Raw genomic sequence first — 13,329 nt, 5'->3', positions numbered from 1 at the left:
CGCTCCTTATGCTGTCAGCCTGCGGCAACGCCGAGGACGATGGTCTCGGCGATTCTGACGCGCTCTCCGGCGTCGATGTCACCCACCAGGACGAGGGAGCCCCGGAGGTCCTCATCCATGAGGATATTGAGCTTGAGGAGAATGCCTCCCGTGTGCTGAACGCAGGCGATGGCGAGCAGGTCTCAGAGGACTCTCTCCTGGAGTACCACCTCGTAGCCGTTGACCCGGTTGAAGGCGATGTCCTCCAGGATTCGTATGACCAGGAGCTGACCCCGTATCTGCCGCTGCCTGCATTCCTCGGCGCGGAGGGGCAGAACCAGTTCATCGGTGAGGCCCTGAGTGACGAGGGCGTGACAGTGGGGTCTGATGTCGCCGTCTACCTGCGCTCAGGGGATGAGGAAGCCGCTCCTGACCAGGAAGATGCTTTGTACGTCTTTCACATTGAGGACCAATCTCCCGCGCACGCAGACGGTGAGGAAGTGGAGCAGTCCGGTGGCCTCCCGGAGATCGACTCCACCATCGGGGAGGCTCCGGAGCTGGCTGAGCAGGATCTCGAGGACGCCCCCGAGGAGCTGAGCACTGAGGTGCTCATCGAGGGCGACGGCGAGGAGATCGGCGAGGAGGACTACGTCTTCGCCCAGTATCGGGGCTGGACCTGGTCCGAGGGCGAGCAGTTTGACTCCTCGTGGAGCGACGAAGGCACCCCCGGCGAGCCCTTCGAGTTCTCCATGGACGAGGAAGTCGCTGCGATGACCCAGCAGGGGGCCATCGAGGGATGGAACGAAGGCATTCCGGGCCACCGCGTGGGAGACCGGGTCCTGATGGTGATTCCCCCGGAGCTGGCCTACGGCGAGGACGGCCAGGGAGAGGACATCGGCCCCGACGAGACCCTCATCTTCGTGGTGGACTTGGTGAAGGTCATCGACGCTGAGACCGTCACCGACATCATGGCCCAGCAGCAGCAGGAGCAGCAGGCCCCTCAGGAGCTGGAGCTCTCTGAGGAGGAGCAGGAGCAGCTTGAGGAGCTCGCTGACGAGATGGGCATCTCCACAGACGAGCTCGAGATGCTCGCCGCACAGCTCGGGGTCGAGTCCGTGGACCAGCTCGAGGAGTTCCTCGGCGATGCTGAGGAGGCCGAAGGCGACGCAGACGACCCCGAGAACGACGATGCAGACACTGAAGAGGGTGATGAGTGATGTCCTTCGGGCAGCGCACCTATGACCGCAGCAAGCCCATGATCGACTTCCCCGGCGAGACCCCGCCCGAGGAGCTGATCATCGAGGAGCTGATCCCCGGCTCCGGTCCCGAGGCTGCCCCCGGCGATATGGTCTCGTGCCACTACGTGGGCGTGGCCTTCTCCACCGGCGAGGAGTTCGACGCCTCCTGGAACCGTGAGCAGACACTCGACTTCACCGCCGGCATCGGCCAGGTCATCCAGGGCTGGGACCAGGGCCTGATCGGGATGAAGGAGGGCGCACGCCGCCGCTTCGAGATCCCGCCCCACCTCGCCTACGGCGAGCAGGGCGCGGGCGCGGCTATCGGCCCCAACGAGACCCTGATCTTCGTGGTCGACCTCATGCGGGTGGAGAAGAGCTAAGCACCCTGGTGGCAGAGGACCCGGTGTCACAGCGCGCAGCCCAGGAGCAGCAGGCCGACGACGGCGTCGTCAGGGCTCTCTCCGTGGCTAAGACGGTGCTCGACGCCGGGCCTTCCGGCATCACCCGCGCGCAGCTGCGCGAACGGGTGGAAAGCTATCGGGAGCTGAAAGCCTCCGGACAGGACGATGACTCCTTCGAGCGGATGTTCGGCCGAGACAAGGAGTACCTCCGCGCCTCCGGTGTGCCGCTCACGGAGACCAGTGACGGCGGGGACTATCGGTACGGCATCGACCCTGAGGAATACGGTCTGCCTGACCTGCGGCTGACCCCTTCCGAGCGGCTGGCGCTGCGCCGCGCCCAGGTGATGTTCGCCCATTCGAACGTCCGTGGTCTCGAGCACGCGCTCTGGGCTCTGAGCCCCGAAGGGATGCCCGCGCAGGGGTCTGAGACGGAGCAGACGCTGCAGGCCTCCATCGGGTCCGAGCAGGAGATCGAGCGTCTCCTGGAGCTCTCCGCGCTGGCCATGCGCATTCCGCTGACCTTCCAGTACACCGGCCGCGGGCGGCAGGGGCCGGCCGCCCGACATGTGGTCGGACTGGGAGTCGGCGCGCGCGGCCACTGGTACCTCTACGGCTACGACCTGGACCGGCTGGCTCCGCGCATCTTCCGTCTCGACCGCATCCATTCGAACGTGCGGCCCCTGAAGCGCCTCTCTGAGGAGCAGCGGCGAGCGGCTGAGGCCATTGCCGCTGGGACCGAGCACAGTGAGGCCGACGTCGCTCGTGCTCTGGAGGAGATCCCCGCGCAGGAGAGCCGCGCCGCACTCCTGCAGGGAATCGTGGCCGTGCACACCGGCACCGCGCCGAAGGTCCCGCGGCTGCGCCCGGTCACCCCACGGCGCTCATCCGATGCCGCTGAGGCCAAGGTTGAACGGGTGATCAATATGGCGGCCCTGCTGCTCAGCGGTCAGGAGGTGCGACCCTCGGAGCTGCTGCGGCGATTCAGCATCACCCCCGAGCAGCTGCAGCGCGATCTGCTGTCCCTGAGCATGACCGGAACATTCGGCGACTCATACTCCGGGGACTACCTGGAGGTCCACCCGGCCCCGCCCTTGGAGGCTGGCCGCTTCCACGACGAGTACCTCGCCGCGGACGCGCCGGTGGAGCTCACCGGCCCTGCCGGGGCAGCGGTCGAGGCGATGGCCCGGCCCGTCTCACTCACCCGCCACGGCGCGTTGGGCGTGCTCATCGCGCTCAAGGCGCTGGTGGACTTCTGCCCGCCCGAGGACGAGCATATTGCTGACGCGGCCCGAACGCTGCAGCGGAAGATCGCGGACGTCGTCCCGGCCGAACTGGTGAGCGCCGCCGAGTCGATGGCCCTGGCGCGCACCCCCGCGGATGTCCGCTCGATCGCTGCGGCGCGTGCAGCGATCCGTCACGGGCACAGCCTTCGCCTCCGCTACACCGACGCGGAGGGCCGCACCACTGAACGCACCATTGAGCCCGTTCAGATCGTCCAGGAGGGGCCCAGCACCTACATGAGGGCGTGGTGCCGAGAGGCTCGGGGGGAGCGGCTCTTCCAGCTCGGCCGCATCGAGCAGCTGGACCTCCTGCCGGAGGAGCCGCGCGGACCTGAGGCGGCAGAGCTGGAGCTCACCGAGGCCCAGCGGCCCCGGGCGGCCCGCAGCAGCGAGTCGATCGACGTCGTGCTCCGCTTCGCACCGCCGGCGGCAGGGACGGCGGAGCGTTTCGCCCCCGAGCGGATCCACCGGGACAAGGAGGACGGGACCGTCATGATCGCCACCCATTTCCGCAGCTCTGAGGCGGCCATCGGCTACGTGATGGCAGGCGGCGGCGATATTGAGGTTCTTCAGCCTGCAGAGCTGCGTGAACAGGTCCATGCCCGCGCCGCACAGGAATTGGCCGGGCAGGAAGCCTCAGGCTAGGGAAGCCTCGCGGCGGGCTTCCTTCTTGGCCCTGCGGCGGTCGAGCAGCAGTGTCAGGCCGATCGCCAGGCCGAAGAGCAGGCAGAGTGGGCCCATGATGAAGAACATGGTGATGACCTCACCGCCGGGAGCAGCGAAGGCGGAGACGACAGCGATGAGCATGACCACCCAGCGCCAGGACTTCAGAATGTCCTTCCCGGAGACGACGCCCATCATGTTGATGCCCACCAGGACCACGGGCAGCACCATCGCCAGGCCGCAGGCCAGGAACAGATGAAGCACAAAGGTGAAGTAGACAGCCGGCTCGATGAAGTTGGCCGTGCCTTCGGGGTTCAGCCCGAAGAAGAACCGAATCGCGCGGGGGAGCAGCATGTAGGCGCTCACGATGCCGGCCACGAACAGCGGCACAGAGGCGGCGATGAAGCCGATGGCGTAGCGCTTCTCGGACTTCTTCAGCCCGGGCATGATGAACGCCCAGATCTGGTACAGCCAGACGGGTGAGGAGATCACGATCCCGGCGAACACAGAGATGCGGATCAGGATGTCCAACGGTTGGCCTACGGCATTGAACGAAATGATCGTCTGCCGGTCCTCGAACTCCTCGCCGTAGGTCAGCACAGGCTCAGAGAGCGCAGCAAAGAGCCAGTCGTAGACGAAGAAGCCGGCGATGGATCCCACCACTACGGCGATGACGGCATAGACCAGACGTTTGCGGAGCTCGAGCAGGTGCTCCTTCAGCGACATGGTCCCCTCAGCGTCGCGGCGGCGCCGTCCGCGTTTGGCTCCGCTGCGAGGGGCGCCCGGCAGCTGGCGGATCTCCTCCTGGGAAGGGGGCTGAGCCATAGGGTCAGCGCTGGTTGTTGCGCTCAGCCTCAGAAGTGCGCGGGGTCTCGCCGTCGATCACGCGGCCCTCGACCTCACGGTCCTCAGCGTCCGCCTTCTCTTCGGGACGGTCGTCCTCGCGGAGGTCCTTGACCTCGTCCTTGAAGATACGTGCGGACTGGCCCATGGACCTCGCGAGTTTGGGCAGGCGAGTAGCTCCGAAGAGCAGCAGCACGATTGCGAGGATGATCAGCCACATCGTGGGTGATGGCATGCTCATGAGTACACCGGTCCTTTCTCAGATTTCCACCATGATAAGCCCCGCACATGAACGGCGTGCACGGGGCTTCTCAGGGTCAGGAGCCCACGTTCGCCTGAGCGCGCAGACTGCGCAGCAGGGAGTCCTGCTCCTCGAGGATCAGTCGGCGCAGCGCCCGCGGAGCCTCCGCGTTCTCCTCCAGCCAAGCTGCAGTGCGGGAGACGGCCGGGTGCTCAGCAGGAGCTTGGCCCGGCTCCAAGTGCTCCACTGACGGGAACAGCCCTCGCACCACGCGCCCGGCGTTGCCCAGGGTCATGGAGCTCCACACCCCGTTCAGCGCCTCGAAATAATCGGACTCGTAGCCAGAGGTGAGGCCCTGGGGGTCCGCGGTGAAGCCATCGATGACCGCTGAGAGGTGATCGTTGGAGAGCTCCTGGCCGTCCTCGTCCTGGCCTGTAAGCGCCTGCTGCAGGCCGGCGTCCTTGATCTTCTGGCCAGGCCGGGCTGCCAGGGCCATCCGGTGAGCGATCGCCCCGCGGGTGGTCTTCTTGGCCTCCAGCTCGGCGTCCAGCTGATCCTTCTCCACGCGGCCGTGCGCCGCCAAGGCCTGCAGGAACGCCCAGCGCAGCTGCTCGTCCACCTCCAGCCCGCTGATCCCGAAGTCGACGGCGCTGCCGTCCAGCAGTCCGGCGAGCAGGTCCAGCTGGGAGGCGTGCCGCAGTGACAGGGAGGCCAAAGTGCGGGCCGCGGCCAGCTGAGCGTCTCCTCCGTTCTCCTGGGAGAGGGCCTCGGCCAGTCGGGCGGCGAAGCGGGTCTCGACGTCGTGCTGGTGGGCGGCCGGAGTGTACCGCTGAGCGGCGGCGTCGGCCTGTCGCAGCAGAGTGGAGACCACGGCCGCCTCGGGAATCTGCAGGCCGAGCTCGGACACGGCCTTGATGAACTCCGGTGCAGGGAGTTCGCCGTCGCGGACCATGGACCACATGGAGGCCCAGACGGTGGCACGGGCCAGGGGGTCGTTCAGCGGGAGGGTCAGCGCCGCCGCCACAGATTCGGGATCGAGGCTGAGCTTCGCGTAGGTGAGGTCCTGCTCATTGGGCAGGATCAGGCGCGGCTGGCCCTCAGGCACCACCAGGCCGGGCACTGGGGTGAGCCCACCCTCTGCGTCAGCGGTCAGCTCCAGCGGGGCGGAGGAGTGCAGGCTGAGCCGTCCCTCGTCGTCGAGGACATACAGGCCGACCTCCACCACGTGGGGGCGGGCGATCTGACCGCCGGTGGTCGGGTCGATGCCGGTCTGCCGGATGTTCACAGCGTCCTCAGCGACCTCCACCTCCAGCACTGGGATCCCGGCGGTCTGCAGCCAGGCCTCGGACCAGGCGTGCATGTCCTTGCCGGTGGTCTCCTCAAGCACGCTCAGGAAATCGTTCAGCCCGGTGTTGCCGAAGGCGTGGCGGGCGAAGTACCGCTGCGCGGCCTGCCGGAACGCGTCGCGCCCGGCGTAGGCGGCCAGCTGCTTGAGCACGCTGGCCCCCTTGGCGTAGGTGATCCCGTCGAAGTTCTGGTGCGCGGCCTGCAGGTCGGGGATGTCCGCGACGATCGGGTGGGTGGTGGGCAGCTGGTCCTGGACGTACGCCCAGGCTTTGCGACCGTTGGCGAAGGCGACCCAGGCGGTCTCGAAGTCGGTGGCCTCGTCCACGGCGAGGGAGCCCATGTAGTCGGCGAAGGACTCCTTGAGCCACAGGTCGTCCCACCAGTGCATGGTGACCAGGTCGCCGAACCACATGTGCGCCATCTCGTGCATGATCACGTTGGCACGAAGCTCGTGCTGGGCCTCAGTGGCGGCAGTGTCGAAGATCAGCCGCTCGGTGAACACCACCAGTCCTGGGTTCTCCATGGCCCCGGCGTTGTACTCGGGCACGAAGACCTGCTCGTATTTGCCGACGGCGCTGCCGTCCTCAGCGGGCTCGGCCCCGCCCCAGGGGTAGGGGTAGCCGAACTCGGTGTGGAAGAAGTCCAGGCCCTGCTTGGTGATGGTGAAGAGGTTCTCGGCGTCAAGATGCTCTGCCATCGCCTTCCGGACCAGCAGGGTGAGCTCAAGGGTAAGGTCCCGCTCAGGGTGGGTCCACTGCTGGGTGACCTCGTGGTACGGCCCGGCGACGAACGCGATGAGGTAGCTGGACATCACAGCGGTCTCGGCGAAGGTCACGGCGGCCAGGCCTTCGCCGGCGGGCTCGCGGCCTGTCTCAGGCGAGTTGGAGCGCAGCAGCCAGCTCTCCGGGCCCGTCACGGTGAAGCCGAACCGGGCCTTCAGGCTCGGCTGGTCGAACACCGGGATGATCCGCCGAGCGTCGGCGGACTCGCACTGGCTGTACAGGTAGACGCTGCCGTCGGGATCTTCGTACCGGTGCAGTCCCTCGCCGGAGCGGGAGTAGCGGGAGGTGCCGCGGACCTCGATGGTGTTCTCCCCGGCGGTGAGTCCCTCCAGCAGGATTCTCGCGCCGCCCGCGGCGGAGGCGACGTCGCGCTCCTCGCCGTTGATGCTCAGGCCCTCCACAGAGGCGCCGAGGTAGTCGAGGAACGGAGTCTGCTCGCTCGCCTGCGGGTCATAGGTGACCTGCAGGGCGGCTCGCACGGGGAAGGTGGTGGCCCCGGGCCGCTCCACCTCGGAGAGATCCAAGTGCGCAGTGACCGACTGGACGTTCACCGCGGCGGTGCGCTCGGCGGCCTCCTGGCGGGTCAGATTGTCGTCGTCCAGCTGGGCGCTGGTCCGCTCGGCAGTGGTCTCACCTGGGGTTTCCGGGGTCTGCGTCATGCATGCCATTCAAGCACGACGGCGCGGCGACCGCCGCCAACCTGCCCGTACGAGTCGTACAGTTTGCGGCTGCGGGGCCCAGGCTCTGCCATCGGCGGCCTACCAGCGGTGGTGGACCTGCGGCTTGATGCGGCGCTCGTACAGCTCCGCCACGGCCTCGAAGAAGCTCTCCGGCAGCGCGTTCATCCAGCCGGCCTCGGCGTTGATCTGTGCTTGGGCGGCGCTGCGGGCGCCCGGGATCACCGTGGAGACCCCGGGCTGCTGGGCGACCCAGCCCAGGGCTGCCGTCGTCGGACGCCATCCGGTATCACGGGCGAGCTCGGTGAACTCCCGGGCGGCCTCCACACCCGTCTCGAAGTTCACCCCGGCGAAGGTCTCGCCGACGTCGAAGGCCTCGCCCTTCCGGTTGAAGCTCCTGTGATCGTCGGCGGCGAAGGTGGTGTCCTTGCTGTATCGGCCTGCGAGGAGCCCGGAGGCCAGCGGCACCCGCGCAATGATCCCCACCCCGGCGTCCTTCGCGGCAGGGAGCACCTTCTCCAGAGGCTTCTGCCGGAAAGCGTTGAGGATGATCTGCACTGTGGCGAGGTTTGGGCGTTCGATGGCCGTGAGGGCCTGATCCACGGTCTCCACGCTGACCCCGTAGGAGGCGATCGCGCCCTCCTCCACCAGGGTGTCGAGAGCGTCGTAGACCGCGTCGCTGGAGAACACGCCGTCGTCGGTGGGGCAGTGCAGCTGAACCAGGTCCAGAGTGTCCACGCCGAGGTTCCGGCGGGAGCGGTCGGTCCAGGCCCGGAAGTTCTCCAGGACGGCGTGCTCGAGGGTGGGCTCCGGGGCCCGGCGGATCATCTTGGTGGCCACGGTGCCGCCCCAGTCCGGGTTCGCCTCCAGCCACTGGCCGATGCGCTGCTCGCTGCGGCCGTCCCCGTACACGTCAGCGGTGTCGAAGAACGTGACGCCGGACTCCGCGGCGGCGTCGAGCACGGCCAGCGCGGCGGCGTCGGTCACATCGCCCCAGTCTCCGCCGATCTGCCAGGTGCCCAATGCGATCGCAGAGACGCTGCGTCCGGTCCGTCCGAGGGTGCGTGTATCCATGCTCAGGAGGCTACACCCGTCCGTCGTGCTCGGGGCAGGTCAGCGCAGGGTGCTGCCGCCCTCCTGCAGGTCCATAGGGCGACGACGACGCAGCAGGCGGGGCGGGTGCATGCTCAGCATGATCAGCGCATTGGCGGCCACCACCAGGCTGATCCCGGCCCAGGCGATCAGCGGCAGGTCCTCCGCGAGGAAGGCCGCCCCGATCAGCGCGGCGAACAGCGGGTTCAGCGACATTCCCAGCCCGAACACCAGCGGACTGATGTGCCGCAGCACGATGAGGTCCAGGGAGTAGGGGACCGCAGTGCTCAGCAGCCCGGCAGCCGCCGCGAAAAGGTAGGCCTCCACCGGCGGCTGCACACTGATGACGATTCCGATGGCGAAAGGCACCGTCATGATGGAGGAGAGGATGGTCGCCGCGGCGGTTCCGGTCAGTCCTGGCACCCGCTGGCCCACCACCCGGTTCGTGAGGATGTATCCGGCCCAGCAGACCGCGGCGAACAGGGCGATCCCCAGGCCCAGGAAGTCGCTGGTGGGATTCGGGCGGGTCAGCAGGATGACTCCGAGCAGGGCGATGGCCGCGCAGCCGACGTCGCGGGCCTTGCGGGAGGCGCCAAGGGCCACCGCGAGCGGCCCGAGGAACTCGATGGTCACCGCCATGCCCAGTCCGATCCGATCTACGGCCGTGTAGAGCGCGGTGTTCATTCCGGCGAAGAAGAGCGCCAGCAGGGCGATGGGCCACCACTGGGTCCGGGTCAGCCGGTGCAGCCGCGGCCGCGCCACGGTGTTCAGGACCAGCGCAGCGACTACCTGGCGGGCCGCAACGACTCCCAGTGGGGTCAGCGTGGGGAAGGCCAGAGAGCCGATGGCTGCACCGGCCTGCGTGCTGGCCGCGCTTGTCCCGATCAGAGCGAAGCCGCGGGCGGGATGCCCTTCGAGTCTGCTGGTCATACGAGGATTGTTGGGCCCTGAGTCTGCTTGCACAAAATGTATGGAGGGTACGCCCTATACGCTGAACGTATGGAATGGGATCTGCGACATGCGCAGTGTCTCGCCGCTATTGCGGATGAGGGCACGCTGACGGACGCAGCGATCGTGCTTGGCATCTCTCAGGCCCAGGCTTCGCGGAGGCTGCGGTCCCTTGAGGCGGCGTGGCAGGTGCAGCTGGTCCGGAGGCTGCCCCGCCAGGCGGTGCTGACCGAGGAGGGCCGAAGGGTGCTGCCCCAGGTCCGCAGTCTGCTGCAGCTCGCTGCGGCCACCGAGCAGACCGCTCGGGGCGCGGTGCAGCTCCGCCTGGGATACGTGTCCACGGTGGCTGGACGGCACACTGCTCAGCTTCAGCGCCTGTGGCGGCGGGAGCACCCCGGCACTGATCTGGTGCTGCTGCACGGTCGGGCGCCGACTGCGGGGCTGGGGGAGGGGCTGGTCGACGCCGCCGTGGTCCGCTCGGTGCCGGAGGGCTCTCGCTTCTCCCTCCGGGAGCTGGGCCGTGAGCCCCTGGTGGTGGCGGTCGCGGACGATGACGTGTGGGCTGACCGGGAGAGCGTCCGTCAGGAGGAGTTCGCAGGCCGTCCGCTGGTGGTGAGCTCCGTCTCCGATGTGCCGATCGCGCGGGCGTGGGGCGAGCATGCGGCGCCGCCGCCGGCTCTCACGGTGGACTCCACGGACTCGTGGCTGGACGCGGTCGCCGGCGGCCGCGGGATCGGTGTCACGACGACGGCCACCGCTCAGCAGCACCGCCCGGAGGGCCTGCGCTACCTTCCCGTGGAGGGAGAGCCCTGTTCGGATGTCTCGCTGCTCTGGCCGGCGCGGGGCGCAAGCGCCTTGGTGGGGGAGCTGGCGGACCTGCTGGGCGGGCTGTTCACTCGCTGAGGCGGACCACGGTACGGCCCCTCACGTGACCGGCGAGGATCTTCTCGGCCTGGACGAAGACCTCGTCGAGGGTGATGATTTCCGTCAGCTCGTCGAGCAGCTCAATCGGCAGGTCTGCCGCGAGGCGCTCCCAGGCCCGTTCACGGACGGAGGCGGGCTGGGTGACGGAGTTGATGCCCCGGAGGGTGACCCCGCGGAGGATGAACGGCATGACGCTGCTGGGGAGGTCCGTGCCGGCGGCGAGCCCGCAGGCTGCGACGACGCCCTCTTCGGAGGTCTGGGCGATGACGTTGGCCAGGGGAGCGGAGCCGACACTGTCCACAGCGCCCGCCCACCGGACCTTCTGCAGCGGTTTGCCGGCCTCGGCGAACTCATCCCGATGGATGATGTCGGATGCCCCGAGGTGCCGTAGGTAGTCGCCCTGCTGGTCGACCCGTCCGCTGACGGCGGTCACCCGGTAGCCGAGCTGGTTGAGGATGGCGATGGCGACGGAGCCGACCCCGCCTGCGGCACCCGTGACGACGATGTCCCCGGATTCTGGCGTGATGCCGCCGTCTTCGAGGGCGAGCACGCAGAGCATGGCAGTCAGTCCGGCAGTGCCGATGGCTGCGGCACGCTCGGCCCCGAGGCTCTCGGGCACACGGACGAGATTCTCGGCAGGGACCCGGGCGCGCTCGGCGAGCCCACCGTGCTCGGTCTCCCCAAGCCCTGATCCGGTGAGGATCACCGTGTCCCCGGGCGCCCAGCGGTCGTTCTCTGAAGAGGAAACAGTGCCGACGACGTCGATCCCCGGAATGAGAGGAGAGGCGCGGACGACGCCGGGCTTGCCGGAGAGCGCGAGCCCATCCTTGTAGTTGATCCCGGAGTGGCTCACATCCAGGGTCACCGGATTGTCGGCGAGGAACTCGTCCTCCAGATCCCGGATTCCCGCACTGTGCTGAAGGATCTTCCCCTTCTCGGTCTCCTGCTCAATCACTGCGCCACGAAAGCTCATAGACCTCACTGTAGTGATTGCGGAACCCCAGGGGAATGGCTGGACATTCTGGGATACTCGAGAGTGAGCCATCGTTTCCAGCCACAGCGGATGAGGCTCTCCAAGAACTCCCTGAGAGGGGTCCGGGCGGACTGTGAGGTACGTGCAGGGGCTGTGGCGGTGCATCAAGCGCGGCTACTGTTGCTGCCATGGGCGAACCCAAAGACAAAGATCTCACGCTTCACATCGGGCATGAAGAGCTCACCATCAGGCAGCGCTACGAAGTCGCCAGCATCATCAATGACATCCTCATTGCGGTCTGGTTCATCATCGGCAGCATCCTGTTCTTCAGCGACAGTACTGCCACAGCAGGCACCTGGCTCTTCCTCCTAGGGAGTGTCCAACTGCTTATCCGCCCGGTGATCCGACTTGCCAGACGTGTCCACATCACCCGACTCGGCAGACCTCAGTCAGAGGCATCGCACGACTTCTGATCCTGGCTGAACGAACGCCGGCGAGGGTTGACGTACGCTCTCCCACAGCATATTGTGATGCACGTCACGTTACGTGACTCGCAGTGACCGCGTCACACTGGAGGCTGCACCTGGGATGATGCCTGGAGCTGCGAGAACGAAACGACGCCCTGCCGGGACGCCCCCGGCGGGGCTCTTTCGTGTGCCTCAAGAGTTGTGCGCGTTCCAGTCATTGCGACAGAAGTGCGCCCTATAACGGGTGCGCTGCTGCATCCCTCAATTCACGGGGTCGCTGAGGGTTCCACCCACTGACGCGCTTCGGCATCCTGGTCCTGGCTGAATACCTGTGCGTCCAGGTCGGGGAAGATCTTTTCGCTTGCCTTGATCATCGTATCCACCCACGCAGAGTCGGTGACCACTGCCAGGCGGCCCACCTGATCCATGGTGGTGAGATTCTTCAGTGAGGTTCTCAGGTCTTCGATGATTGCCCCAGCGCTCATGCTTTCCAATTCGGAGAGGTTGGCATACAGAGAGACCTGCTCGTGCTGGGACAGTGCCTCTTCGACGGTCTTCGTAACCTGCTGCCATTCCTGCTTTTCGACTTTGCCGCGGGCCCGGATCGAAACCAGGCCATCAGTTGTTGAAAGTACCTCGATCATGTCTGACCTTTCCCAGATGGGCGTGTCACCTTCTCCCCACCACCGTAAGTCACAGTGGCGAGAAGCGAATACCCCCACGTGTGCCAGGTCCTCGTAGGCCGCGGCGTCTCGCCAGCAGTCCGGACGAATCAGGCGTCATGACCCCTATACCCGCTTCATGCTTTGTGCGCTTCGTGATGGACCTCTGCCCGTAGTACGCATGGTTCGGGTGACACACGAGCTGGATCCTCAGTCGCCTGTTAATCGCGGTGGCGATGCCCATTGTTAGGGTGAAAACACCCTGGCAAGCCAGAATCGCAGGCTGGTACTGGGTGAGACCAGGTACGTTCGCGCACCTGCTGCTCGGGCTCCGAGCGTTGATAGGCAGGTGCTTTTGGGAGGTTTTTCTATCGTAGGACGACCATCAGGGAAGACATTGACGGCGCGCATTATGGCCGGGTGGGCGGCTAGGGTCACCATCACCGTCATCGCCCTTCTATTCGTCGGAGGGTTCTGGCTGCTCACAGAGGTGGGACTGGTCGAGCCTGGACAGACTACCGCGGTCGTTGGAGTCACATTGTTCTTCGTCGTCGCGATTCCCATCACGTTCCTGGTGGGTTGGAACTCCGAGAAGAAGCTCGACCCCAACCACGATTAACTGTGGAACCCCACACAAACTCCCATGCGCACAGGTTCAAGTTTTCGTGTGCCCGAAATCGATGTCGGAGGAGCCTCAACGGAGGAGGCGGATCACCGTTCGTTCAGTTGCAGCCGCGGCACGAAATGCGGTCTCCGCTGTCATCACACCACTGTCGGGTGCGCCGAGAGGGACTCGAACCATCAATTATTAC

The 13,329-nt window shown here is 66.7% G+C and carries 13 protein-coding genes; 6 read left to right on the top strand and 7 right to left on the bottom strand.

The annotated features are described in order from the left end of the window. Positions 1–8: 8 nt before the first annotated feature. The 3 genes from FWJ47_RS09285 to FWJ47_RS09275 are packed head-to-tail and all read left to right on the top strand — an operon-like array spanning position 9 to position 3,543. The gene (locus tag FWJ47_RS09285) at positions 9–1,196 is read left to right on the top strand and encodes an FKBP-type peptidyl-prolyl cis-trans isomerase (RefSeq protein ID WP_170228543.1); all 1,188 of its coding nucleotides are present in this window, start codon (positions 9–11) and stop codon (positions 1,194–1,196) included. Next, positions 1,196–1,597: an FKBP-type peptidyl-prolyl cis-trans isomerase gene (locus FWJ47_RS09280; protein WP_147107258.1), complete on the top strand. Its 402-nt coding sequence runs from the start codon at positions 1,196–1,198 to the stop codon at positions 1,595–1,597. Before FWJ47_RS09285 ends, FWJ47_RS09280 begins: the two co-directional genes overlap by 1 nt. A 23-nt stretch (positions 1,598–1,620) precedes the next feature. Then, positions 1,621–3,543 carry a helix-turn-helix transcriptional regulator gene (locus FWJ47_RS09275; RefSeq protein WP_147107255.1) on the top strand — a complete coding sequence of 641 codons (1,923 nt, stop codon included), beginning with the start codon at positions 1,621–1,623 and terminating at the stop codon, positions 3,541–3,543. Here FWJ47_RS09275 and tatC read toward each other — a convergent pair. From tatC to FWJ47_RS09250, 5 genes are all read right to left on the bottom strand, one after another. Beyond that, a complete protein-coding gene (gene tatC / locus FWJ47_RS09270; RefSeq protein WP_246126241.1) occupies positions 3,535–4,386 on the bottom strand; it encodes a twin-arginine translocase subunit TatC in 852 nt (283 codons plus the stop codon). The genes FWJ47_RS09275 and tatC overlap by 9 nt on opposite strands. 4 nt (positions 4,387–4,390) lie before the next feature. After that, positions 4,391–4,645 (bottom strand): Sec-independent protein translocase subunit TatA, encoded by a 255-nt coding sequence (gene tatA / locus FWJ47_RS09265; RefSeq protein WP_211358993.1) that lies wholly within the window; start codon positions 4,643–4,645, stop codon positions 4,391–4,393. Positions 4,646–4,721: 76 nt separating this feature from the next. Further along, the gene (pepN, locus tag FWJ47_RS09260; RefSeq protein WP_147107252.1) at positions 4,722–7,433 is read right to left on the bottom strand and encodes an aminopeptidase N; all 2,712 of its coding nucleotides are present in this window, start codon (positions 7,431–7,433) and stop codon (positions 4,722–4,724) included. A gap of 99 nt (positions 7,434–7,532) precedes the next feature. Then, complete coding sequence (locus tag FWJ47_RS09255; RefSeq protein ID WP_147107249.1) at positions 7,533–8,525, bottom strand: aldo/keto reductase; 993 nt, start codon at positions 8,523–8,525, stop codon at positions 7,533–7,535. 39 nt (positions 8,526–8,564) lie between these two features. Further along, entirely contained in the window at positions 8,565–9,473 is a 909-nt protein-coding gene (locus FWJ47_RS09250) for an EamA family transporter (protein ID WP_147107246.1), read from the bottom strand. 69 nt (positions 9,474–9,542) lie between these two features. Between FWJ47_RS09250 and FWJ47_RS09245 the strand changes: the two genes are divergently transcribed. After that, entirely contained in the window at positions 9,543–10,394 is an 852-nt protein-coding gene (locus tag FWJ47_RS09245; protein WP_170228542.1) for a LysR family transcriptional regulator, read from the top strand. Here FWJ47_RS09245 and FWJ47_RS09240 read toward each other — a convergent pair. Further along, positions 10,384–11,388 (bottom strand): MDR family oxidoreductase, encoded by a 1,005-nt coding sequence (locus FWJ47_RS09240; RefSeq protein ID WP_147107240.1) that lies wholly within the window; start codon positions 11,386–11,388, stop codon positions 10,384–10,386. The genes FWJ47_RS09245 and FWJ47_RS09240 overlap by 11 nt on opposite strands. A 188-nt stretch (positions 11,389–11,576) precedes the next feature. On the opposite strand from FWJ47_RS09240, the gene FWJ47_RS09235 reads away from it, so the two are divergent. Further along, positions 11,577–11,861 (top strand): YrhK family protein, encoded by a 285-nt coding sequence (locus FWJ47_RS09235; protein WP_147107237.1) that lies wholly within the window; start codon positions 11,577–11,579, stop codon positions 11,859–11,861. Between the two features lie 260 nt (positions 11,862–12,121). On the opposite strand, the gene FWJ47_RS09230 is transcribed toward FWJ47_RS09235, so the two are convergent. After that, positions 12,122–12,499: a SpoIIAA family protein gene (locus FWJ47_RS09230; RefSeq protein ID WP_147107234.1), complete on the bottom strand. Its 378-nt coding sequence runs from the start codon at positions 12,497–12,499 to the stop codon at positions 12,122–12,124. Positions 12,500–12,929: 430 nt separating this feature from the next. Here FWJ47_RS09230 and FWJ47_RS09225 point away from each other — a divergent pair, with 430 nt between their 5' ends. After that, positions 12,930–13,136, top strand: coding sequence for a hypothetical protein (locus FWJ47_RS09225; RefSeq protein WP_147107231.1), 207 nt, complete (start codon positions 12,930–12,932; stop codon positions 13,134–13,136). Positions 13,137–13,329: the final 193 nt, after the last annotated feature.

The organism is Nesterenkonia populi (assembly GCF_007994735.1).
GTDB lineage: Bacteria > Actinomycetota > Actinomycetes > Actinomycetales > Micrococcaceae > Nesterenkonia > Nesterenkonia populi.
The sequence above is the reverse complement of the archived record's forward strand: the minus strand, read 5'-3'. Positions and strand labels throughout refer to the sequence as shown.

Coding starts and splice junctions, on each gene's coding strand:
- FWJ47_RS09285 (WP_170228543.1), top strand. CDS start 9: ATGCTGTCAGCCTGCGGCAACGCCGAGGACGATGGTCTCGGCGATTCT.
- FWJ47_RS09280 (WP_147107258.1), top strand. CDS start 1,196: ATGTCCTTCGGGCAGCGCACCTATGACCGCAGCAAGCCCATGATCGAC.
- tatC (WP_246126241.1), bottom strand. CDS start 4,386: ATGGCTCAGCCCCCTTCCCAGGAGGAGATCCGCCAGCTGCCGGGCGCC.
- tatA (WP_211358993.1), bottom strand. CDS start 4,645: ATGAGCATGCCATCACCCACGATGTGGCTGATCATCCTCGCAATCGTG.
- pepN (WP_147107252.1), bottom strand. CDS start 7,433: ATGACGCAGACCCCGGAAACCCCAGGTGAGACCACTGCCGAGCGGACC.
- FWJ47_RS09255 (WP_147107249.1), bottom strand. CDS start 8,525: ATGGATACACGCACCCTCGGACGGACCGGACGCAGCGTCTCTGCGATC.
- FWJ47_RS09250 (WP_147107246.1), bottom strand. CDS start 9,473: ATGACCAGCAGACTCGAAGGGCATCCCGCCCGCGGCTTCGCTCTGATC.
- FWJ47_RS09245 (WP_170228542.1), top strand. CDS start 9,543: ATGGAATGGGATCTGCGACATGCGCAGTGTCTCGCCGCTATTGCGGAT.
- FWJ47_RS09240 (WP_147107240.1), bottom strand. CDS start 11,388: ATGAGCTTTCGTGGCGCAGTGATTGAGCAGGAGACCGAGAAGGGGAAG.
- FWJ47_RS09235 (WP_147107237.1), top strand. CDS start 11,577: ATGGGCGAACCCAAAGACAAAGATCTCACGCTTCACATCGGGCATGAA.
- FWJ47_RS09230 (WP_147107234.1), bottom strand. CDS start 12,499: ATGATCGAGGTACTTTCAACAACTGATGGCCTGGTTTCGATCCGGGCC.
- FWJ47_RS09225 (WP_147107231.1), top strand. CDS start 12,930: ATGGCCGGGTGGGCGGCTAGGGTCACCATCACCGTCATCGCCCTTCTA.